Origin of the sequence: Nonomuraea sp. NPDC004580 (genome assembly GCF_040609855.1) — a bacterium.
Classification (GTDB): Bacteria; Actinomycetota; Actinomycetes; order Streptosporangiales; family Streptosporangiaceae; genus Nonomuraea; species Nonomuraea salmonea.
This window is the reverse complement of sequence record NZ_JBEXLH010000021.1, coordinates 17024-38572: the sequence shown is the minus strand read 5'-3', so window position 1 is coordinate 38572 and position 21549 is coordinate 17024. Positions and strand designations below refer to the sequence as shown.

The 21549-nt window shown below is 72.4% G+C and carries 18 protein-coding genes; 9 read left to right on the top strand and 9 right to left on the bottom strand.

Features of this window, described 5'->3' with window-relative positions:
* The first annotated feature begins 71 nt into the window (after window positions 1-71).
* Window positions 72-794 (top strand): FCD domain-containing protein, encoded by a 723-nt coding sequence (locus ABZW11_RS22315; RefSeq protein ID WP_355419993.1) that lies wholly within the window; start codon window positions 72-74, stop codon window positions 792-794.
* 5 nt (window positions 795-799) lie between these two features.
* On the opposite strand, the gene ABZW11_RS22310 is transcribed toward ABZW11_RS22315, so the two are convergent.
* Entirely contained in the window at window positions 800-2227 is a 1428-nt protein-coding gene (locus ABZW11_RS22310) for a sulfatase (protein ID WP_355419991.1), read from the bottom strand.
* Window positions 2228-2315: 88 nt separating this feature from the next.
* Here ABZW11_RS22310 and ABZW11_RS22305 point away from each other — a divergent pair, with 88 nt between their 5' ends.
* The gene (locus ABZW11_RS22305) at window positions 2316-3317 is read left to right on the top strand and encodes an LLM class F420-dependent oxidoreductase (RefSeq protein WP_355419988.1); all 1002 of its coding nucleotides are present in this window, start codon (window positions 2316-2318) and stop codon (window positions 3315-3317) included.
* Between the two features lie 3 nt (window positions 3318-3320).
* On the opposite strand, the gene ABZW11_RS22300 is transcribed toward ABZW11_RS22305, so the two are convergent.
* Together ABZW11_RS22300 and ABZW11_RS22295 are read right to left on the bottom strand one after the other, a co-directional pair.
* Entirely contained in the window at window positions 3321-5258 is a 1938-nt protein-coding gene (locus tag ABZW11_RS22300) for an FtsX-like permease family protein (RefSeq protein WP_355419985.1), read from the bottom strand.
* Window positions 5255-5932 (bottom strand): ABC transporter ATP-binding protein, encoded by a 678-nt coding sequence (locus ABZW11_RS22295; protein ID WP_355419982.1) that lies wholly within the window; start codon window positions 5930-5932, stop codon window positions 5255-5257. The genes ABZW11_RS22300 and ABZW11_RS22295 overlap by 4 nt, the downstream gene beginning before the upstream one ends.
* A 107-nt stretch (window positions 5933-6039) precedes the next feature.
* On the opposite strand from ABZW11_RS22295, the gene ABZW11_RS22290 reads away from it, so the two are divergent.
* Together ABZW11_RS22290 and ABZW11_RS22285 are read left to right on the top strand one after the other, a co-directional pair.
* Window positions 6040-6690, top strand: coding sequence for a response regulator transcription factor (locus tag ABZW11_RS22290; RefSeq protein ID WP_345388176.1), 651 nt, complete (start codon window positions 6040-6042; stop codon window positions 6688-6690).
* 46 nt (window positions 6691-6736) lie between these two features.
* On the top strand, window positions 6737-7471 hold the full coding sequence (locus ABZW11_RS22285; RefSeq protein WP_355419978.1) for a DUF4328 domain-containing protein: 735 nt from the start codon (window positions 6737-6739) through the stop codon (window positions 7469-7471).
* 14 nt (window positions 7472-7485) lie between these two features.
* On the opposite strand, the gene dnaE is transcribed toward ABZW11_RS22285, so the two are convergent.
* Both dnaE and ABZW11_RS22275 read right to left on the bottom strand, forming a co-directional pair.
* Entirely contained in the window at window positions 7486-11148 is a 3663-nt protein-coding gene (gene dnaE / locus ABZW11_RS22280) for a DNA polymerase III subunit alpha (protein WP_355419975.1), read from the bottom strand.
* Window positions 11148-11414 (bottom strand): DUF6504 family protein, encoded by a 267-nt coding sequence (locus ABZW11_RS22275; RefSeq protein WP_355419972.1) that lies wholly within the window; start codon window positions 11412-11414, stop codon window positions 11148-11150. Before ABZW11_RS22275 ends, dnaE begins: the two co-directional genes overlap by 1 nt.
* A 267-nt stretch (window positions 11415-11681) precedes the next feature.
* Here ABZW11_RS22275 and ABZW11_RS22270 point away from each other — a divergent pair, with 267 nt between their 5' ends.
* On the top strand, window positions 11682-13313 hold the full coding sequence (locus ABZW11_RS22270) for a serine/threonine-protein kinase (protein WP_355419969.1): 1632 nt from the start codon (window positions 11682-11684) through the stop codon (window positions 13311-13313).
* A gap of 49 nt (window positions 13314-13362) precedes the next feature.
* On the opposite strand, the gene ABZW11_RS22265 is transcribed toward ABZW11_RS22270, so the two are convergent.
* Window positions 13363-13959 (bottom strand): TetR/AcrR family transcriptional regulator, encoded by a 597-nt coding sequence (locus ABZW11_RS22265; protein ID WP_355419966.1) that lies wholly within the window; start codon window positions 13957-13959, stop codon window positions 13363-13365.
* 49 nt (window positions 13960-14008) lie between these two features.
* On the opposite strand from ABZW11_RS22265, the gene ABZW11_RS22260 reads away from it, so the two are divergent.
* From ABZW11_RS22260 to ABZW11_RS22245, 4 genes are all read left to right on the top strand, one after another.
* Complete coding sequence (locus ABZW11_RS22260; RefSeq protein WP_355420248.1) at window positions 14009-15769, top strand: ABC-F family ATP-binding cassette domain-containing protein; 1761 nt, start codon at window positions 14009-14011, stop codon at window positions 15767-15769.
* Between the two features lie 103 nt (window positions 15770-15872).
* Window positions 15873-16829, top strand: a complete 957-nt coding sequence (locus ABZW11_RS22255) for a virginiamycin B lyase (protein ID WP_355419963.1) — start codon at window positions 15873-15875, stop codon at window positions 16827-16829.
* A 170-nt stretch (window positions 16830-16999) separates the two neighbouring features.
* Complete coding sequence (locus ABZW11_RS22250) at window positions 17000-17947, top strand: quinone oxidoreductase (RefSeq protein ID WP_355419961.1); 948 nt, start codon at window positions 17000-17002, stop codon at window positions 17945-17947.
* 5 nt (window positions 17948-17952) lie between these two features.
* A complete protein-coding gene (locus tag ABZW11_RS22245; RefSeq protein ID WP_355419958.1) occupies window positions 17953-18570 on the top strand; it encodes a LysE family translocator in 618 nt (205 codons plus the stop codon).
* 110 nt (window positions 18571-18680) lie between these two features.
* On the opposite strand, the gene ABZW11_RS22240 is transcribed toward ABZW11_RS22245, so the two are convergent.
* Genes ABZW11_RS22240 through ABZW11_RS22230 form a run of 3 tightly spaced genes read right to left on the bottom strand, consistent with a single transcriptional unit; the run spans window position 18681 to window position 21411 of the window.
* Entirely contained in the window at window positions 18681-19730 is a 1050-nt protein-coding gene (locus ABZW11_RS22240; RefSeq protein ID WP_355419955.1) for a helix-turn-helix domain-containing protein, read from the bottom strand.
* Window positions 19730-20521 carry an ABC transporter permease subunit gene (locus ABZW11_RS22235; protein WP_355419952.1) on the bottom strand — a complete coding sequence of 264 codons (792 nt, stop codon included), beginning with the start codon at window positions 20519-20521 and terminating at the stop codon, window positions 19730-19732. The genes ABZW11_RS22240 and ABZW11_RS22235 overlap by 1 nt, the downstream gene beginning before the upstream one ends.
* Entirely contained in the window at window positions 20518-21411 is an 894-nt protein-coding gene (locus ABZW11_RS22230; protein ID WP_355419949.1) for an ABC transporter ATP-binding protein, read from the bottom strand. The genes ABZW11_RS22235 and ABZW11_RS22230 overlap by 4 nt, the downstream gene beginning before the upstream one ends.
* Window positions 21412-21549 lie beyond the last annotated feature (138 nt).

The following is a 21549-nucleotide window of genomic DNA, read 5'->3' as shown; positions in this document are numbered from 1 at the left end:
CGAGAGGTATGGTCCGACCACAATATGGTCAGACCATACTCGAAGCCATCATGTCCGGCCAGGGAGGGCTGTTGGACGGAACCGGCTGGCGTCCCGTCAAGCGGACGCGGACGTTCGAGGACGTACTCGCTCAGATCGAGCGGCGCATCGCCGAGGACGGCCTCACCGTGGGCGACCGGCTGCCCGCCGAGCGGCACCTCGCCGAGCAACTCGGCGTCAGCCGCTCCTCCGTACGGGAGGCGATGCGCGTGCTGGAGACCCTCGGCGTGGTCTCGTCCCAGGCGGGACGGGGACCCGACGCGGGCGCGGTGCTCACCTCGCGCCCCGACTCGGCGCTGAGCGACCTGCTGCGCCTCCACCTCGGCCTGACCGGCCTGGAGATGCGCGAGGTCATCGACACCCGGCACATGATCGAGCAATGGGCCGCCGCCCGCGCCGCCACCCGCGCCGCCACCCGCGCCGCCACAGGGGGTGCCGCCACCACGGAGCTGGCGGCGGCGGTGGCCGGGATGGACGCGGCCGGGTCGCCGGAGGAGTTCGTCGAGCACGACACGGCCTTCCACTGCGCGATCGCGGACGCCTCGGGCAACAGGCTGGTCGCCGCCATCATGCGGTCGCTGCGCGACTCGATGCGCAAGTACTCGGTGGAGGCGGTACGCCGGCTGGGCGACACCTCGGTGCTGCGCGCCGACCACGTACGCATCCTCGAGGCCATCGACGGCGGCGACCCGGAGGAGGCGGCCAGGGCGGTCTCCGAGCATCTGGCGCACGCCTACCCCACGCTCTTCCGCTGACCGGCTCACTCCACCCGGTCGGCCTGCCGGCAGGTCGCCCCCGAGCACGCGGCCATCGCCGACAGCCGCTCGTCCAGCCGGGCCAGCAGCGACAGGTCGGCGGACATGGCGAGGTTGTCGAGCTGGTAGGGGTCGGCCTCGAGGTCGTAGAGCTGCCGCTCCCCCGTCTCGTACCGCACGTACGTGTACTGCTCGGTGCGCAGCGCCTGGTAGGCGGGCACCGGCGTCTGGGCCGCCGACATGCGGTTGGCCGGGCGGACGAACTCCACGAGCACCTGTCTGCGCCACTCCGGCGGCGGCTGCCCGCGCAGCAGCGGCGCCAGCGAGCGCCCCTCGGCGAAGTCCGGCACGGTGGCGCCGCCCAGCTCGGCGACGGTCGGCGCGAGGTCGATCGTGGCGCTCATGTGCGCGACCGTCGAGCCGGGCGCGACGCCCGGCCCTCTGACGACGAGCGGCACCCTGATCGCCTCGTCGAACGGCGTGGTCTTGCCGTGCTTGAGCCGGTGAGTGCCGAGGTGGAAGCCGTTGTCGGAGGTGAAGAAGACATAGGTGTCGTCGAGCTTGCCCGACTCCTGCAGCGCCCGCAGCACCGAGCCGACCAGGTCGTCCACGCCGAGCATCGAGCGCAGCCTGGCGCGGTGCCGCTCGTCGATGGCGGCCTCCGCGCGCGGCGACAGCGGCGGCTGCATCTGCATCCACAGCGGCTCGGCGCTGATGTCGTCCTGGTCGTACGACGGCGTGCGCGGCGCGACCTCCATCGGGAATGCCTCGGCGTGCCGGAAGGCCGGGTTGGCCGGGTTGTGCGGGCCCACCGGGTTCAGGTAGAGGAAGAACGGCTGGTCGGAGGCCGTGATGAAGGAGCGGGCATGACCGGCGAGCACGTCGGACAGGTAGTCCTGCTCAGCCCAGCCGTAGTCGCGCAGCGCGCCGTTCTCGTTGAGCCGGTAGCCGTACTCCTCGTAGAGGGCGCGTACGGGAACCCGCCAGTCGTTCCAGCCGGGCGGCACGTACGTCTCGGGCGCCGAGTTCCCCGGATAGTGGTTGAGGAACTTGCCCATCAGCGCCGTGCGGTAGCCGGCCTGCTGCATCCAGGTGCCGAGGGTGGAGCGTTCCAGGCCCAGCTCGTGGAAGCGGTGGAAGCCGCCCTCGGGAGCGGTGTTGGTCAGCACGCCGTGGCTGTGGACGTGCTGGGAGCGCAGGATCGACGATCGGGACGGGCAGCACCAGGAGTTGGTCACGAAGTGGCGGTCGAACGAGGCGCCCTGGGCCACGAGCTGCTCGGTGATGTTCGGGAAGTGGTGGAGCGTGCCGGTCTCGAGGTCGTCGGCCATGATGACGACGATGTTGGGCCGCGACTGGCTCTGGGCCACGGTGGGCTCGGCCGCCGGCAGCAGGAGCAGCAGGCAGACGAGTCGCGACAGGGCCTTGAGCACAGAATGTGACTACCCCGGAGGATCCGCCATTGACACGTTGAGGCCGCCACGGCAGTAATAGAACTTAATTCCGGAGGTGGTCCTTGAAATGAAGCTCGGCCTGAACCTCGGCTACTGGCAGCGCGGCGCCGACGACGCGACCGAATCGGTGCTGGCGGCCGAACGGCTCGGCTACGACTCGGTGTGGACCGCCGAGGCGTACGGCAGCGACGTGTTCACCCCCCTCGCCTGGTACGGCGCGCGTACCAGCCGCATCAAGCTCGGCACCTCGATCGCGCAGATCTCGGCCAGGCCGCCGGTCACGACGGCGATGACCGCGATGACCCTCGACCACCTCACCGGCGGCCGGCTGCTGCTGGGCGTGGGCGCGTCGGGTCCGCAGGTCGTGGAGGGCTGGTACGGTCAGCCGTTCGCCAAGCCGCTGGCGAGGACCCGCGAGTACGTCGAGATCATGCGCAAGGTGTGGCGCCGCGAGGAGCCGGTGACCAGCGAGGGCCCGCACTACCCGCTGCCGCTGCCCGGCGGCCTCGGCAAGCCGCTCAAGCTCATCACGCACCCGCTGCGCGAGGACGTCCCCGTCTATCTCGGCGCGGAAGGGCCCAGGAACGTGGCCTTGGCCGCCGAGGTGGCCCAGGGCTGGCTGCCGCTGTTCGCGTTCCCCGAGAAGATCGAGCAGATGTACGGCGACGCGCTCGCGGGCGCCCCCGCCGACTTCGACGTGGCCGCCATGGTGCTGGTGGTGATCTCCGACGACGTGCGGGCCGCGCTCGACGGCGTCAAGACCATGCTGACCCTCTACATCGGCGGCATGGGCGCCAAGCAGCGCAACTTCCACGCCGACATCATCGGCCGCATGGGCTACGCCGAGGCCGCCGAGCACATCCAGTCGCTCTACCTGGCAGGACGCAGGGACGAGGCGTTCCGTGCGATCCCGGACGAACTGGCCGACGGCATCTCGCTCGTCGGCCCGCCCGGCCGGATCAAGGAACGCCTGGAGCTGTGGCACCGCAGCCCGGTCACCAGCCTGCTGGTGATGGGGGTGCGGGACGAGCCCTCGCTGAAGCTCGTCCGCGACCTCGTGCTCGGCTAACGGCTAGTCGGGGCGCGGCGCGGGGTCGGTGGTGACCGAGCGCAGCAGCGGCCGGCTCAGCGCGCCCGCCCCGATCACCCCGGCGAAGCCCGCGACGACGCAGACCGCGAGGGTCAGCGCGCCGGTCACGTTGGGCTCGCCGAGCATGAACGGCAGCCCGCAGAACACGCCGGTCAGGATCGCGCCGCCGCCCATCACGGTCAGCGGGATGAGCGTCTCGGACCTGCGCGCCTTGTCGAGCACCTCCAGCGGCGTGCCGGCCAGGCGCAGCAGCCCGTACGTCTGCCGCCGGTCCAGCACCGACGACATGGCGGTGATCCCCGAGCTGGTGATGGCCACCAGGAACGACACCGACAGCACCACGATCGTGCCGACCCTGATGTCGGCGAGGATCTCCGAGCCGAAGCGCCGGCCCTCCTCCTGGGTGGTGGGCGTGTGCCCGGGCACGAGGTCGGCCAGCGCCGTACGCGCCCTGTCCAGCGTCGCGGCGTCGGCCGAGCCGCCCAGCGCGGCGACCACGGCCTTGTCCCGCGACTCGACGGTGGCGGTCACGCCGGCCTCCTTGAGCCGGTCGCGGGCCTGCCCGGCCACCTCGGCGGGCTTGCCCTCGGTGACGCTCACGCTGAGCTGGGGCGGCCCTGTGACCTCCTCGAACGCCCCCGGGCTGAGCAGGCCGAGGAAACCCGCCACGAACCCGGTCAGCGCCACGCCGCTCACCGTGCGCCAGGCCGAGCGCGGGTCGTCCACGAGCCGCCGGGCGGCCAGCAGCGCGGCCGGGCCGCGCGCGCTCTTGGCCGCGATACGGCCGATGACGCCGACCACCCAGGGGCCCGCCAGGTTGAGGCAGAGGAACGCCAGGGCGAGCGCGATCGCGATGATGGTGACGCTGGTCTCCCTGCTCAGCAGAGGGAAGACGGCGAGGGCGGCGAGCAGGGCGAGCACCCGGAAGATCCGCATGGCGGGCGGCGTCTCCCGCTTGGCCACGCCGAGCGGGCTCACCACGACCCGCCGCAGCCCGGCCACCGCCGACAGGCCGACCAGCAGCGGCACCGCGACCAGCGCCCCGGTGAGGAGCAGCGGGCCAGGCAGCAGGTCGCCGGCGAACCACGGGCCGCCCTGCATCTCGATGCGCGTCAGCAGCGGCACGGACAGCGCGTAGACGACGGCTCCGGCGAGCGCGCCGGCCAGCGCGACGAGCACCGCTTCTGTCACGGTCATCGCGACGACCTGGCCGGGTGTGGCGCCGACCAGCCGCAGCGCGGCCAGCCGCCGGTCACGTCTCGCGACCGTGAGCCGCGCCGCCGCCCCGCCGAACACCAGCAGCGGCACCACCATGAGCACCCCGGCGATGGCGGAGAGCCACTGGTAGGCGACCGCGTCCTCGCTCGGCTCCCCGGCCAGGCTCGCGACCTTGACCGGCGGCCTGGACATGACCCAGTCGTCGAGGCGGGGAGCGGTCATCGCGGGCGCGTCCGGTGCCTGGCCGAAGACCGCGACCAGCTCGCCCGGGTACACCAGGGCCTCGTCGCCGAGGACGCCCGCGCGCTTCGGATAGCGCGCGGCCAGCTCGGCCGCGGGCAGCTCGCCGGCCAGCTCGGCGAGCGCGGGCGACAGCCACACCTCGCCGGGCGCGGGGAAGCGCGGCAGGCCGGGCGGCGGTCCGGGGTCCGCCCCCTTGAGCGCGGCCAGGTCGATGACGGTGATCTTCTGGTCGCGGACGAAGTCGAAGCGCTGCGCCTCGACGGCGACCGCGCCCGTGGTGGCGGGCACCGGGTTGCGCCAGGCGCCGCGCTCGGCCCTGGCCTGGAAGGCGAAGTTGGCGGCCACCGCGAACAGCAGCAGCGCCGTCGCCACGGCCACCGCCCCGAACGTCAGCCAGGTGCCGAGCATCCCCTTGCGCCCGCCGCCCTTGATGAGCCGCCAGGTGAGGTCGAGGTTCACGCCATCGCCCCGCTCGCCGGCAGGCGGCCGTCGCGGACCTCGACCGTGCGGTCGCACCAGGAGGCCACGTTGGGGTCGTGGGTGACGACGATCAGGCAGGCGCCGTTGTGCTTGGTCGCCTCCACCAGCAGCCGCATGGTCTCCTGGCCGGTCTGCTGGTCGAGCGCCCCCGTGGGCTCGTCGGCGAAGACCACCGCCGGCTTGGTCACCAGGGCCCTGGCGATGGCCACCCGCTGCGCCTGGCCGCCCGACAGCTCGCCCGGCCGCCTGGTCTCCATGCCGTTCAGCCCGAGCGGCCAGAACCACTCGCGGGCCTGGCGTACGGCCTGCGTCCGCGGCACCCCGCCCAGCATGAGCGGCAGCGCCACGTTCTCGTCGGCGGGCAGCTCGGGCAGCAGCTGGCCGAACTGGAAGACGAAGCCGAAGCGGGTGCGCCGCAGCGCGCTGCGCCTGCGCTCGCCGAGCGTGTCGATGCGCCGGCCGAGCAGGTGCACCTCGCCGTCGTCCGGCTTCATGATGCCGGCCAGGCAGTGCAGCAGGGTCGACTTGCCGGACCCGCTCGGTCCCATGATCGCCACCGCTTCGCCGGCCGGTACGGTGATGTCCACGCCACCCAGCGCCGTCGTCTGCCCGAACCGCTTGGTCAGGGCTCGTCCAACAAGTACGTCGTTCATGGCGGCCAGCCTTCCGGGAAGGAAGGGACCGGCGGATCGGCCGTGCGGTCGGTCCGTCATCGGCCGAACGGCCGATCCTCCTGCCGGCCGCTCCATAGAGTTGTCGGGTGACTATTCGGGTACTCATCGCCGACGATCAGCAACTGGTAAGAACCGGCTTCCAAATGATCCTGGACGCGCAACCGGACATGGAGGTCGTGGCCGCCGTCGCCGACGGGGCGGAGGCGGTGGCCGAGGCCAGGCGGCTGCGCCCGGACGTCTGCCTGCTCGACATCAGGATGCCCAAGCTGGACGGGCTGGAGGTGACCAGGGCGCTGGCCGGGCCCGGCGTGGAGAACCCGCTGCGGGTCGTCATCGTCACCACGTTCGACCTGGACGAGTACGTCTACGGCGCCCTGCGCTCCGGCGCCACCGGCTTCCTGCTCAAGGACAGCGGCCCCACGCTGCTCGTCGAGGCCGTCAGGGCCGCCTCGGTGGGCGACGCGCTGGTGTCGCCCTCGGTGACCGTACGGCTGCTGCAGCACCTGTCGCAGCCCCGCACGCCCGCCCCGCTGCCGGCCGCCGACCCGCTGACCGACCGCGAACTGGACGTCGTGCGTCTGGTGGCCAGGGGACGGACGAACAAGGAGGTGGCCGCCGAGCTGTTCGTGTCGCTGTCGACGGTGAAGACGCACCTCGGGAGCATCCAGGCCAAGCTCGGCGTGCGCAACAGGGTCGGAATCGCGGCATGGGCGTGGGAATCCGGCGTGGTGAGCTGATTAACAGCGGGGCTCCCGGGATACAAGTGAATCAGAACCTCAGCGCATGGCCCGGGGGGAGAACAACGTGCGCTACACCCAGGCATCACCCGCCAGAGCCGCCGCCGTCTACGTGACGTTGACCGCCCAGGTCCTCTCCCTCGCCGCCCTCGTGATCTTCGAGCTGACCCGCGGCCGCGACCTCGCCGTGCAGCTCGCCGCGTTCGGCGGCCGGCCCCAGGGGGCCGAGGCCGAGGCGGTGGTGGGGGCGGTGACCCTGTTCGCGGTGCTGATGATGCTGGTGGCGGGCACCACGATCGCCGCCGCCGCCGCGTACGTGACCTGGTTGGTACGTGCCAGGCGGGCCAACGACCGCTCGGCCGCGACCGGCCCGGTGGCGGCGGCCTGGCTGATCCCGCTGGTCAACCTGGTCGCGCCCGTGGTGCTGGTCGACCAGGTGTGGCGGGCCGCCCGCCCGCCGGCCGGCCGCCGGGGCAGGTGGCTGGTCCTGCTGGCCGCGTGGTGGCTGAGCTGGCTGGCCACGCTGGCGATGGTGACGATCCGGCTGCCGCTCGGCTCGTCGGACGTCGATCTGACCGGCGTGGGCGTGCCCGAGCTGGCCTGCGCGGCGGTGGCGGCGGTGCTGTGCGCCGCCACGGTGCGCGAGCTGGCCGGGCTGCAGCGGGCCGCGCGGACGACGTGGACCCTGGAGCCGGGCACCCTGCAGCCGCAGGCGCCCGTACAGACTCCGGTGCAGCCGCCTGTTCAGGCGCCGCCTCAGACGCAGCCGCAGACCGGCTGAGCGGTCCTGAGCGGTCACGCCGCCGTCGGGCCCGAGCTGCCGGGGCTGGCGTGCCACAGCCGCCGCGGCGGGTTCGTGGTGACGGCGGGGGCGAGGTCGGAGTAGGGCGACAGACGGAAGCCGTTGGCGTACTCGATCGGCCGGCCGCCGACGCCCGCCGCCTCCTCGGGAGCCCGGTCGATGAGGGCGCGCACCGCCTCGATGCCCTGCGAGCGCCAGAGCGCGTCGAGGTCGGCCAGGTTCCAGCAGTCGACCGCCCGCATGGTCACCGCCCGCGCCCCCGTGCGCCTGACCACTCCCCTGGCCAGCATCAGCCACGAGCCGAACACGATCGAGGCGCACCGGCCCTGCACCGACTCGAAGAACGTCAGGTCGATCGGCCCCGTCGAGTCGTCGAGCGTGGTGAAGATGATCCGCTGGCCCGAGCGGATGGCCGGCGTCTGGGTGGCCACCTTGACCCCGGCCACCAGGATCTCCGCCCCGTTGCGCTGGCGGAGCAGGTCGCTGGAACGTACCACTCCGAGCGCGTCGAGCAGCTCCTGGTGGAAGCTGATGACGTGCCGGCTGACGTCGATGCCGAGGATGTCCAGCTCGGCCTCGACCATCTCGGTCTCGGTCATCTCGGGCAGCTCCCCCGGCGGCAGCCTCTCGCCGAACCCGAGCGGAAGCTGCACCGCCGGAGGAGCCGCGTTCTGGGGAGGCGACACGTCCCTTCGCTGAGCCATGTGGGAGCTGTAGCGCCGGGACTTGCGCGGGCCCGCCTGCACGCCGTGGGCCGAGGCCCGGTCGAGCACGCCCACCTGGGCGATCAGGTCGCGGCGGGTCAGCTCGCCCGGCCGCCAGCGCGGGCCGCCCGGGTGCAGGTCGTGCAGCGCGTCGAGGCCGCCGACCTGGACGATGCGCTCGATCGTGGGCCGCGACGGCCTGGCGCGGTCCCAGAAGTCGGCCAGCGACGTGTACGGCTGCCCCGCCACCATCCGCTCGACCTCCGCCTCGCTCACGCCCTTGATGGCCGAGAACGGCACGCGCAGCGCGTACCCCTTGCCGATGTCGCCGATCCTGAACTCCCTGCGCGCCCGCGAGCCGCCCTCGAGCTCTGACGGCCGCACCCGCACCCGCACCCGCGGCCCGAGCCGCTCGACCTGCCAGTCCTTGCCCGACTTGTTGACGTCGAGCGGCAGGATCCGCACCCCGCACTGCCTGGCCTCGTCGATGATGACGCGCGGCGGGTACATGCCGGGCTCGTGGGTGAGCACCCCGGCGAAGAACGCCGCCGTGTGGTGCCGCTTGAGCCAGGCCGACTGGTAGGTGGGCAGCGCGAACGCCGCCGCGTGCGCCTTGCAGAACCCGAACGAGCCGAACGCGTCGAGCACCTGCCAGGCCCGCTCCACGGCCGCGTCGCCGAACCCGTTGGCCCTGGCCAGCGGCACGAACGCACGGCGCACCCGCGCGCGGCCCTCCGGCGTGTCGAGCGTGCGGCGCAGCTTCTCGGCGTAGGACAGGTCGCGCCCGGTCATCACCGAGATGATCTTCAGCACCTGCTCGTGGAACACCACCACCCCGTGGGTCTCCTTCAGCGCCTCGCGCAGCCGCTCGTGCGGGTAGTACGGCTGCCGCCAGCCGCCCCTGGCCTCGAGGTAGGGGGTGACCATGTCGGAGTTGACCGGGCCCGGCCGGAACAGCGAGATGTCCACGATCAGGTCGTGCATCCTGCGCGGCTCCAGCTTGGCGACCAGCTCGCGCTGGCCGGGCGACTCGATCTGGAAGCAGCCCAGGGTGCGGGAGGCGCAGATCATGTCGTACGTCTCCTGGTCGTCGTGGGGGACGTACTGGACGCCGGGCTGCTCGTCGCCGTGCTGGGCGTCCAGCTTCACCTCGATGCCATCCACCCGCTTGATCTCGCTCAGCGCGTACGCCAGGGCCGACTGCATCCGCACGCCCAGCACGTCGAGCTTGAGCAGCCCCGCCTCCTCCACGTCCTCCTTGTCGAACTGCGACATCGGGAACTCCAGCAGGCTGCGCTCCACCGGCGTGCGGTCGCGCAGCCCCGCGTTGCCGATCAGCACGCCGCACGGGTGCAGCGCGATGTGCCTGGGCAGCCCGTCGAGCTTCTCCGCCAGCCGGAACACCCGGTCGAGCCCCGCGTCACCGAGCCGGCTCTCGCGCAGCTCGGGCAGGTCGTGCAGGGACGCGGTGATCTGCTTGGCCCTGATGTGCGGGAACGCCTTGGCGATGGCGTCGATCTCGTGGGGCGGCAGGCCCATGGCGCCGGCGACGTCGCGGATGGCGCTGCGGGCGCGGTAGGTCTCCATCATGGACACGCAGGCCACCCTGGACTCGCCGTAACGCTCGAAGATGGCCTGGTAGCAGTCGAGGCGGCGGGCCGACTCGACGTCGACGTCGATGTCGGGCAACCCGATGCGGCCCTCCGACAGGAAGCGCTCCATGAGCAGGCCGTGGTCGAGCGGGTTCACCTCGCCGATGCCGATGAGGTAGTTGACCAGGCTGCCCGCGCCCGAGCCGCGGATGGCGCAGCGGATGCCCATGCCGCGGATCATGTCGGTGATGCCGGCCACCGCGATGAAGTAGCCCGACAGGCGCTTGCGCTCGATGATGGCCAGCTCGTCGTCCAGCCGCCGCCTGGCCTCGGCCGAACGGTCGAGCCCGCGCCTGTACAGGCCGTCCTCGACCCGGTTGCGCAGCAGCGGCACCGGGTCGCGGCCGATCTCGGGCAGGTGCAGCGCGGGCGGGTCGTTGCGCAGCGCCAGCAGGTCGAGCGGGTCCATCGCGCACGCCTCCGCCAGCCGCCTGGTGGTGCGCAGCAGGTGGACCATCCGCTCCTGGTCGCCCGCGCACACCTTGGCCGCCACCTGCAGCATCTCCTTGGTGCCCTTGAGGTAGGCGTGGGAGGTGGTGCGGTCGAGGTGGCGCGGGTGCAGCGGGACGAGCTGGCGGGCCGCGTCGAGCACGTCGCCCACCTGGTGGTCGGCGGGGTCGAGGTAGCGTACGGCGTTGGTCAGCACGGCCGGCACGTCCATCGACTCGGCCAGGCCGAGCATGCGCACGGCCGTCGTGGCGTCGCGGAAGCCGTACTGGTCGACCAGCTCGACCACCACGCCGGGCAGGGCGGCGCGCCACAGGCCGAGCAGCGTCCTCGCGTGCTCGTCGCGCCGTTCCGCGACCGCGCGGCCCACGTCGGAGCGGGGGCCGAGCAGCACCACGAGGCCGTCTTCCGCGCCGAATCCGGGCGTGCCAGGGCTGCCGGCCCACTCGGCGATCAGCTCGCGGGTCACCTTCGGCGCGCCTCGCTCGCCCGCGTAGTGGGCGGCGGTGACCAGGCGGGCCAGCCGCGACCAGCCCTTGCCGCGGGCCAGCACCGTGACGCGGTCCTCCGCTGCGGGGCCGGTGCGCGGGCGCGGCGTGCGGATGCCGGGCACCAGGGTGAACGCCCCGGCCGGCGCGTCGAGGGCCAGGTTGACCCCGACGACGGGCGCGATGCCGGCCTCGGCGCATGCCTGCACGTGCTTGATCGCGCCGTAGAGGCCGTCGCGGTCGGTCAGCGCCAGGATGTCCATGCCGTAGTCGGCGGCCCTGCTCACCAGCGCGCGCGGGAACGCCGTGCCGTAGCGCATCGAGTAGGCGGAGCTCACGTTGAGATGCGGGAACGGGGGCGCCATCAGTCCCACGCCCTCAGCAGCAGCCAGCCGTTGCCGGCGGTGTCGTAACGCAGCTCGTAGGAGCCCACCTCGCGGCCCGGGCCGGCCTCGACCCGCCAGAACCGGCGCTCACCCGGGTCGCCCTCGCCGGTCTTCCACCATTCGCGCGCGACCACCCAGTGGTCGAGCACGCGGCGGACGAGATAGAGCCGGTCACGCCAGACGAACTGGGTGGGCTCCCCGTCTCGGGTCCACACCTCTATCGGATCGCCATAGAGTCTGCTCAAGACGCGTCTCCCCGCGGCTCTGGTGGTGCCTGTGCTGAGCCACCCGGGGGAAGACGGGCGCTTATGACTCGAACATATGTTCTCCCGACCCGAAACGCAAGTCGCCCGCCTGCCGGGCGAGCGGGTTCGCACCGATCGAGTCGCGGATGCCGAAGGCGCGCCTGCGTCACCCCGTGAAGGCCGTCATGCGCTGAAAAGGCATCTCATGTACGCGTGTCGGGGCCGAGATCTGCGGCGATGCCGCAGGTGTCGGTAAGCTTGCGCGGCGTGAGCGGTGAAACCTCCCACATCGGGCGCTACAGGCTGCTAAGCGTGCTGGGGCGGGGTGGGATGGGCACGGTCCACCTCGCCGAGGATCCCGCTGGGCAACGGGTCGCCGTCAAGGTGATCAACCCGGAGCTCAGCCAGCACGAGCAGTTCCGCATGCGGTTCCGCAGGGAGGCGGACGCGGCGCAGCGGGTGCGACGATTCTGTACGGCCGCCGTTCTCGACGCCGCACTCGAAGGCAACCAGCTCTACGTCGTCACCGAATACGTCCCCGGCCCCAACCTCGACGAGGCCGTACGCCAGTCCGGCCCGCTGCGCGGCTCCAGCCTCGACGCGCTGGCCGTCAGCGTGGCCACCGCGCTCACCGCGATCCACGCGGCCGGGGTCGTGCACCGCGACCTCAAGCCGTCCAACGTGCTGCTGTCCTCCGTGGGGCCGCGCGTGATCGACTTCGGCATCGCGCGGGCGCTCGACACGATCGGCGGCGTCACCAGCACCGGCGAGGTCATCGGCACGCCCCGCTACATGGCGCCCGAGGTGCTGCGCGGCGACCCGATCTCCCCCGCCTGCGACGTGTTCTCGTGGGGCTGCCTGGTGGCGTTCGCGGCGAGCGGACGCGCCCCGTTCGGCGGCGACACGCTGCCGGCCATGGTCTACCAGGTGCTCAACACCGAGCCCAACCTCGATGCCATCGACCCCGGCCTGCGCGAGCTGGTCGCCGCGGCCCTGAACAAGGACCCGTCCCGGCGCCCGACCGCGCAGCAGCTCCTCGACCACCTGGTGGGCCGTTCCGCGGCGCCCGAGCAGGCGGCGCACACCGTACAGGTGGCCTGGCAGCAGTCCACCGCCCCCTACACGCTCGCCTCGGCGCCGGGCGGCGCGCGGGCGCGGCGGGGCAGGCTGTACGCGGCGGTGGCCGCGGCCGCGGCGGTCGTCCTGGCGGCCGGGGTGGGCGCCTGGGCGCTGTTCGTCCCGAGCGGGCCGCCCAAGGACCTGGGGCTGCTCTACCAGGAGGACTTCACGCAGACGACGGGCGGCTGGACCGGCTCGTACGACCCGCAGTCCGCGGGCAGCGTCGGCTACCGGACCGACGGCACGTACGGGATGGACGCCGAGCCCGACTACGAGGAGCGGTGGGCCAGGGCGCCCGTGCCCTACCTGTTCTACACGCCGACCGCGACGCCCGGCCCGACGGCGAGCCCGACGCCGATGCTGCCCCAGTCGGTGGTCATGGCCGTCACCGCCGACGTCACCAAGAGCGTCGGCACCGGCGAGTACGGCCTCTACTGCCACAACTCAGAAGACGGCGACAACTACTACGAGTTCACCCTCGACACCAAGGGCAACGCCCGCATCCGCCGCATCGTCGACGGCTCGGGCGGCATGATCGCCCAGCCCGTGAAGGTGGACGCGCTGCCCGGCAAGGCGCGGATCACGGTGGCGTGCGAGCAGAGCGGCACGACCGTGCGGCTGTCGATGTGGGTGAACGACGAGCTCGTCCAGGAGGCGGAGGACCCCAACGGGATCGGCAACGGCTCGCTCGGGCTGTTCGCGCGCACACCGAAGGACGACAGGTCGGTGGTGCGCACGACCTGGGACGACTTCGAGCTACGCGGCCGCCTGGAGCCGTAACCGCCACGCAAAGGACGCCCGCACGGCGCTCCGCTCGAAGGACGCCGGCTTAGAGGACGCCGGCGCGGGCGGCGGCGAGGGCGGCGTCGGCGGCGCGGTCGGCGTCGCGTTCTGTGACCGGCTCGTGGGCGATGAACAGCCGGTAGTAGACGGGCGCGACCGCCACCCTGATCACCTCCCGGGGATCGACGACCTCGGGCAGCTCGCCGCGCTGGACCGCCCGGCGGACGACAGAGGCCGACTGCTCGTGGCGCGAGACGAAGAACTCGTGCAGCGAACGGGCGGCGGCCTCGTTCTGCACGGCGGCGGCCACGAAGGCGGACGACACGGGGCCCAGCTCGGAGTCCTGGAAGCCGACCCGTACGAGCTGGACGATCCCCCGCAGATCACCCTCGATCGACCCTGTGTCGGGGATGGGCCACGGCTCGTCGGCGGCGAGTTCGAGCGCGTCGGAGATCAGCCCCTCGACGCCGCCCCACCGCCGGTAAACGGTCGTCTTGTGCACGCCTGACCGCTCTGCGACCCGCTCCACGGTCAGGCCCGCGTAGCCATGTTCGGCCAGCTCGGCGAGGGTCGCCTGGCGTACGGCGTCGCGCACGCGGGCGCTGCGCCCACCCGGACGTCTGACGGGCTCTTTGCGCTCCAAAAACTACTCCAGTTGCGTTAGCTCTGATCTTGTGCCATCCTAAAGCAACATCAGTTGCGATTGGAGTTCCATCCTGATCAGTCTTCGCGGGGTTTTCAAGTCCTACGACGGACGCGCCGTCCTCAGCGACGTGTCCATGTCCGTACGCATCGGCGAGCGCGTCGGCATCGTCGGCGAGAACGGCTCGGGCAAGTCCACCTTGCTGCGCCTGCTGGCCGGAGCCGAGCGGCCCGACGAGGGCGAGGTGCGGGGCGAGGTGCGGGCGAGCGCCGACCTCGGCTACGTCGGCCAGACGCTCGCCGAGACGCTCGGCCTGCCGTCCGGCGGCACGGTCCGCGATGCCGTCGACGCCGCGCTGGCCGACCTGCGTGCCATGGAGCGCAGGATGCGCGAGCTGGAGTCGGCGCTGTCGGAGGAGGCGACGCAGCAGGTCATGGACGAATACGGCGAGCTGTGCACCGCCTACGAGCTGCGCGGCGGCTACGAGGCCGACGCGCGCGTCGAGCGGGCCTTCCACGGCCTCGGGCTGGCGCACGTGGGCCACGACCGCACGCTCGGCAGCCTGTCCGGCGGCGAGCAGGCGCGGCTCGGCCTGGCCTGCGTGCTGGCCGCCGCCCCCCGCGTGCTGCTGCTCGACGAGCCGACCAACCACCTCGACGAGCCGGCCCTGACCTGGCTCGAAGACCGGCTGCGCGAGCACAAGGGCGCGGTGGCCGCCGTCTCCCACGACCGCGTCTTCCTCGACCGGGTGGCCACCGCGATCATCGAGGTCGAGCAGGGCTCGGTGAGCCGGTTCGGCGGCGGCTACACCGGTTTCCTGGCGGCCAAGGCGGCGGCCAGGGCGCGGTGGGAGCAGGCGTACGCGGCCTGGTGCGCCGAGGTCCGCCAGGTCCGCGAACACGCCGCCACCACCGCCCACCGGGTCGCGGCGGGCCGCGTGATGCGCGACAACAACAAGATGGCCTACGACCGCAACGCGGGGCGCGTGCAGAGCTCGGTCGCCAGCAGGGTCCGCAACGCCCACGAGCGTCTGCGCCGCCTGGAAGCCGACCCGGTCCCCCGCCCGCCCGCGCCCCTGCACTTCCACGCCACCTTCACCTCCGACCCCCTCCCCCCACCCACCGACGACGTCACCCGCACGGAACCAGCCGCACCGGCGCAGCGGTCCGGCAACGGAGCCCTCTCCCCAGCCACCGGCCCGCAGCGGGCCGATGGAGAGAGGGCGGCGCCGGCCGCGGGCGCAGCGCCGTTGGAGGCGGGTGCTCCTGCCACGGGTGCCGTGCTGGTGGAGGTGCGGGACGTTCGGGTGGGTGATCGGCTGCGGGTGGACACGCTCACCATCAGGGCCGGTGACCGGGTCCTGGTCAGGGGCGGCAACGGCGCGGGCAAGTCCACGTTGCTGAACGTCCTGGCCGAACGGGCCCGGTGTCGGGTCGGTCACCTGCCGCAGGAGGTGAGCTTCGACCCGTCGCTGCCGGTGCTGGAGGCGTACGGCGAGGGTCATCCCGACGACCGCAGGGCGGCGCTGCTGGCGACCGGCCTGTTCCGGCCGCACACCCTCGACCAGCGGGTGGGCGACCTGTCGGTCGGCCAGCAGCGGCGGCTCGCGCTGGCCAAGCTGCTGGCCCGCGAACACGACCTGCTGCTTCTCGACGAACCCACCAACCACCTGTCGCCGGTGCTGGCAGAAGAGCTCGAACGCGCACTCGACGGCTACCGCGGCACCCTCGTCATGGTCTCCCATGACCGGGCACTCAACCGGCGCTTCCGCGGCAGGGAGATCGAGCTCGCGGGAGGACGCATCCTATGACCGCTACCGAGATCGAGCCAGCACGCGGTCGCATCCATGGACCGCGACCTGGATGGAGCTCGCAGGAGCGCGACTTTTGACCACGACCATCGGGGGGACTGCCATGTTGACCATCATCGACTCCGGCTCGCCTTACGGCCTGGCCACCGCGTCCGACGGCGCCCTGTGGTTCACGCTCGTTCACGAGGGGCGTGTCGGGCGGCTGGTGCCGGGCGAGAAGCCCGAGATCCACCAGCTCGACCCGGCCGACGGGCTGCCCACGATGATCGTGCGCGGCCACGACAACGCCGTGTGGTTCAGCGAGTGGAAGGGCGGCCGGGTCAGCCGCATCACCGCCGACGGGCGGCGCACCGCCTACACGGTCGACTCGCCGTACGGGCTGGCCGCCGGCCCCGACGGCGCGATGTGGCTCACCCAGATGTCGACCGACAGGATCGGCCGCATCGCCACCGACGGCACGATGACCTCCTACGACGTTCCGGTGAAGGGCGGCATGCCGTCGTTCATCGTGGCGGGCCCGGACGACGCGCTCTGGTTCACCATCAACCAGGGCAACGCCATCGGCCGCATCTCGCTGTCGGGCGAGGTGACCGTTCACGAACTCCCCACGGAGAACGCGGCCCCGGTCGGCATCACCCGCGGCCCCGACGACGCCCTGTGGTTCGTCGAGATCGGCGCAGGCCAGATAGGCCGGATCGACGTCCAGGGCAAGATCACCGAATACCCCCTCCCCGACCGCGCCGCCCGCCCCCACGCCATCATCACCGGCCCCGACAACGCCCTGTGGTTCACGGAGTGGGGCACCGGCCGCCTGGGCCGCATCACCGTGGACGGCGAGATCGAAGAACACCCTCTCCCAGCGGTCCCGCAGCCGGCGGCCGGGCACGGGACCGAGGCACCGAACACGGAGCAGGGGGACAACTCCCAGGGGCCGAACGCCGAACCCGGGGACGACGCACCGAAGCCCGAGCGAAAGGCGGAGCCTCACGGTCTGACCGTGGGCCCGGACGGAGCGATCTGGGTGGCGCTGGAGGCCGGCGCCCTGGCCCGCCACATGTGACGGCCCTCAAGCGGAAGTCACCGTAACGGGCACCAGCCATGCCACAACCCCCGCGCGACCCCGAACACCCCCATCGGAGTGTCGGGGCCGCGGGGGCGACAGACCGGCTGGAGGAGTGGGGGGCTGGGGGTGGGTGGCGGGCGATGGGTGGGGCGGAGTTGACTAGGGGCATGCGTGCGATCATCGTGTCCGCTCAAGGCGGGCCAGAGGTTCTTGAGTATGTCGAGCGTCCCGATCCGGTGCCCGGGGACGGTGAGGTGGTCGTGGATGTGGCCGCCAGCGGGGTGAACTTCATCGACATCTACCACCGGTCGGGTGCTTATCCGCTCGATCTGCCCGCCTCCATCGGGTCTGAAGGGGCCGGGACGGTGTCCGCGGTCGGCCCGGGAGTAGAGGGCGTCGCGGTGGGTGACACCGTGGCGTGGGCGAGTGTGCTGGGGAGTTACGCCGAGAAGGCCGTGGTGCCGGCCGACCGGCTGGTGCCGGTGCCGGACAGCGTGTCGGCCGAGCTGGCGGCGGCGGCGATGCTCCAGGGCATGACGGCCCACTATCTGACGCACTCCACGTACGAGGTCGAAGAGGGTGACCGGGTGCTCGTGCACGCGGGGGCCGGCGGCATGGGGCAGCTGCTCATCCAGCTGGCCAAGCTCAAGGGCGCCAAGGTGTACACGACGGTCTCCACCGACGAGAAGGAGAAGCTGGCGCGGGAGGCGGGCGCGGACGAGGTGCTGCGCTACGACGACTTCGCGCAGGCTCTGCGGGGCACGATCGACGTGGTGTACGACGGCGTCGGCAAGGCCACGTTCGACGGCGGGCTTGAGGCGCTGCGTCCGCGCGGGCTCATGGCCCTGTACGGCGCCGCCAGCGGCCCGGTGCCGCCGCTCGACCCGCAGGTGCTCAACAAGCAGGGCTCGCTCTTCCTGACCAGGCCCACCCTCGTGCACTACGTGGCGGAGCGGGCCGAGCTGCTGCAGCGCGCCTCCGACCTGTTCGGCTGGATCGGCGCGGGCCAGGTGCGGATCAACGTCTCCCACCGCTACCCGCTGGCCGACGCCCGGCAGGCTCATGAGGACCTGGCGGGGCGGCGGACCACAGGGAAGCTGCTCCTCATACCCTGACCTTCATGGACATCGCCACCTCCATCTGGTCGTTCGCCGCCGTGGTCGCGCTGCTCACGGTGACGCCCGGGCTCGACACGGCGTTGATTCTGCGGACGTCCCTGCTGGCCGGGCGGCGTCCGGCCTTGGGGGTGACGCTGGGCATCCAGCTCGGCACGCTGGTGTGGGGGGTGCTCACCGCCGCGGGGCTGTCGGCGTTGCTGGCGGCCTCGCAGGTGGCCTATGACGTGCTGCGGTGGGCGGGGGCGGCGTACCTGGTGTGGATGGGGTTGCGCATGCTGCTGAAGCGGCACGCCGGGCATGAGGTGGTGGAGGGGCAGGAGGTGCGGTTCTGGAAGGGGTTGCGGCGGGGGCTGCTGACGAACCTGCTCAATCCCAAGGTGGGGGCCTTTTACGTGGCGATGCTGCCCCAGTTCATCCCGGACGGGGCGCCGCACGCGGTCATGGGGCTGGTGCTGGCCGGGGTGCACGTGGTCGAGGGGCTCGTGTGGAGTGCCGGGTTGATCGGGTTCGCGTCGTTGATGAGTGGGGTCCTGCGGTCGGCTCGGGTGCGGCGGGTCCTCGATCGGATGACCGGAGTGGTGATCGTGGGGTTCGGAGTACGCCTGGCCGTCAGCGAATGAGCCGCCGAGGCGCGCGTGTGTCAGCCGGCCGGATGCGACGCACAAGCGCTGATCGCCGATGAATGAGCATGCCCAAGCGGCTGACCACGATCGATGCGCGGGCGGTGTGGCTAGAAAGCGGCCGGCCAGTTCAGCAGGCGGGCGCCGAGGACGGCTGTCTCCAGGGTGAAGCGTTGTGTCGGGTCGTCCGGGGAGAAGCCGGTCAGGCGGCGGATGCGTTCCAGCCGGTACGTCACCGCCCGCGGGCTCACCCGTAACCGCCGCGCGGCGGCCGTCTGGTTGCCGTGGGAGGCGAAGACGGCCTCCAGGGTCTCCAGGAGCGGCTCGGGTCCGCCCCTGGCGTCGAGCAGCGGGTTGAGCACGCTGGTCACCAGGTCTTCTATGGCGCCTCTGTCGCGCAGCAGGACGGGGAAGACCAGCAGGTCGGCGGCCTTGACGACGTCGGTGGTGAGGCCGAGCCCGTCGGCCAGTTCGAGGGCCTGGGCGGCCTCGCGGTAGGAGGTCACGACTCCGCCGGGGCCGCGTTTGGGGCGGCCGACGCCGACGCGCCAGCCGGGCGGGAAGCGGTTGCGTACGTGGTGGACGAACTCGCCGACGGCGGCCCCCAGCGTGGCGGGGGCGACGCACACGAGCAGACCGTCGCGTACGGACACCAGCACGTTGTGGGAGCCGAAGCGGGCGACGAGGTCGCGTTCGATGCGGTCCTGGTCGCCGTCGCGCAGCCCGCGCGCCACGGCGACCACGTACGACTCGGCCAGCCGCAGCCCGAAGTGCTCGGCCCGTTCCGCGAGCCGCTCGGCCCGGCCCTGGAGCAGGTCGTCCACGAACTCCCTGCGCGCGCTCTCCTCCTCGCGGATGGCGGTGAGCTGGGCCTGCTCGTACCCCTCCATGAGCGCGGAGACGGCCCTGCGCAGCGCGGGCAGCACGCCGGGCACGCCCTCTCCCGCGGCGAGCGCGCGGTCGACGAGGAGCCGCAGCGGTAGGCCCGCCTGGGCGGCCTGGCTGCCGGCGGCGCGGTAGGCGTCGAGGGCGCGCCGGTCGAAGGCCCGTCCGGTGGCCGCGTGCTCGGCCAACCGCCGCCGGTGCCCGTCGAGCAGCCCGTCGAGCAGCCCGTCGACCAGGTCGGTGGGCGCGGCCGGGGGTGGGTCCGTGGGCGGCATCAGACTCCTACGTCGCGCCTGTCGAAGGCGAGCACCGCGGTGAGTGCGAGCACGGCCGTCGCCCCCGCGAGGACAAGGTAGTCGGTGACGGGCAGCCCCTCATAGAGCGGCCGGCCGTCGGCGTAGTAGTGGAACGGCGAGAGCCACCGCAGCCAGGCGACGGCGTCCCATGAGCGGCCCACGGTGACGACCGCGTAGCCGAGGACGGCCCACACGCCGACGGCGGACGAGGCGGCGGCCCGGCGCCCGGCGACGGCTCCGACGGCCAGGGCCAAGGCGCCGAAGAACAGGGCGAGCAGCAGGACGCCGGCCTGCGCGGCCAGGATGCGGTCGAAGGGCACCCCGGTCCGTACGAGCGCACTCATCGCGACCGCGACCAGCAGCGTCACCAGGGCCACCACCACGAGCGCGACGACCAGCGCGAGGAACCTGTCGAGCACCAGCCGCCGCCGGTCCACCGGCAGGGTGACGACGAGTTCGAGCGTGCCGGCCTCCTCGGGCCCGGCCAGCGCCCGGTTGGCGAGCAGCGTCGCGCAGGCGATGAACAGCATGGGGACGAAGAGCTGGTAGACGACGGTCTGGAGGTAACCGGCGCCAGAGGTGATGTCCGGCATACCGCCCATGAGGTCGCGGAGCGGGCCGGGGAACTTGTTCAGCATGGCCGGCCCGTACGTGTCCGGGCTCGCGCGGACGGCGCCGTAGACGGCGACGTACAGGGCGATGAAGGCGCTGATGCCGAGCGTCCACCACAGGAGCGGGCGGCGGTGCTCGCGCAGGCTTCTGGCGATCATCGGACCGCCTCCTCGTCGCTGTAGTAGGTCAGGAAGATCTCTTCGAGGTCGGGTTCGGCGCTGACGAGGTGCACGACGGTGAACCGGGCGGCGGCCTTGACCAGGGCGTCGGGACGCCCGTCGATCGTGCACCGCACGGCGGCGCCCTCCACCCGCAGGTCGCGTACGCCGGGCAGGCCCTCGAAGGCGTCACGCGGGACGGGCGCGGCGAAGTGCAGCTCGACGCGGCGCACCGCCTTCTCGCGTAGCACGGCGACGTTCTCGACGGCCACCAGCCGCCCGCCGCGCACGATGCCGACCCGGTCGGAGACGCTCTCGACCTCGGCCAGCACGTGGGAGGACATGAACACGGTACGCCCCGATGCCCGCACTTCACGGACCAGCGCCAGGAACTCCTGCTGCACGAGCGGGTCGAGCCCCACGGTCGGCTCGTCGAGGAGGACGAGCTCGGGTTCGTGCATGAACGCCTGGATGAGCCCGATCTTCTGCTTGTTGCCCTTGGAGAGCTTGCGCATGGGCACCGACAGGTCGGCGTCGAAGCGCTCGGCCAGGGCCTCGATGCGGGAGGCGGGCACGCCGCCGCGGACTCCGGCGAGGAAGCGCAGGTAGTCGGCGGCCCGGTCGCGGCCCTCCAGCACCAGGTCACCGGGCAGGTAGCCCATTCTGGCGCGGACGGCGGGCTCGCGCGGGTGGCCGCCGAGCACGCTCACGGCGCCCCGGGTGGGCCTGATGACGTCGAGCAGGAGCCGGAGGGTCGTGGTCTTTCCCGCGCCGTTGGGCCCGAGATAGCCGAAGATCTCCCCCGGCTGGATGTCGAGCGTGAGGTCCTCCAGGCCGCGGCGGGCGCCGTAATACTTGGTCAGCCCCTCGGCCTGCACCACTGCTGTCATGCCCGCATCGTCGCGCCGCGGGGGGCTCCGCGTCATGGGGGAGGTCCGGCAGTCTGGGGACGAATTAGCTGCCGGATTCCGGCAAAGACATCATCCCAGGTTGGCGGGGTAGGGGGCGAGCGTAACCGGAAGAAACGG

Coding starts and splice junctions, on each gene's coding strand:
- ABZW11_RS22235 (WP_355419952.1), bottom strand. CDS start 20,521: ATGATCGCCAGAAGCCTGCGCGAGCACCGCCGCCCGCTCCTGTGGTGG.
- ABZW11_RS22305 (WP_355419988.1), top strand. CDS start 2,316: ATGAAGCTCGGCCTGAACCTCGGCTACTGGCAGCGCGGCGCCGACGAC.
- dnaE (WP_355419975.1), bottom strand. CDS start 11,148: ATGGCGCCCCCGTTCCCGCATCTCAACGTGAGCTCCGCCTACTCGATG.
- ABZW11_RS22240 (WP_355419955.1), bottom strand. CDS start 19,730: ATGCCGCCCACGGACCCACCCCCGGCCGCGCCCACCGACCTGGTCGAC.
- ABZW11_RS22255 (WP_355419963.1), top strand. CDS start 15,873: ATGTTGACCATCATCGACTCCGGCTCGCCTTACGGCCTGGCCACCGCG.
- ABZW11_RS22250 (WP_355419961.1), top strand. CDS start 17,000: ATGCGTGCGATCATCGTGTCCGCTCAAGGCGGGCCAGAGGTTCTTGAG.
- ABZW11_RS22295 (WP_355419982.1), bottom strand. CDS start 5,932: ATGAACGACGTACTTGTTGGACGAGCCCTGACCAAGCGGTTCGGGCAG.
- ABZW11_RS22285 (WP_355419978.1), top strand. CDS start 6,737: ATGGCCCGGGGGGAGAACAACGTGCGCTACACCCAGGCATCACCCGCC.
- ABZW11_RS22245 (WP_355419958.1), top strand. CDS start 17,953: ATGGACATCGCCACCTCCATCTGGTCGTTCGCCGCCGTGGTCGCGCTG.
- ABZW11_RS22230 (WP_355419949.1), bottom strand. CDS start 21,411: ATGACAGCAGTGGTGCAGGCCGAGGGGCTGACCAAGTATTACGGCGCC.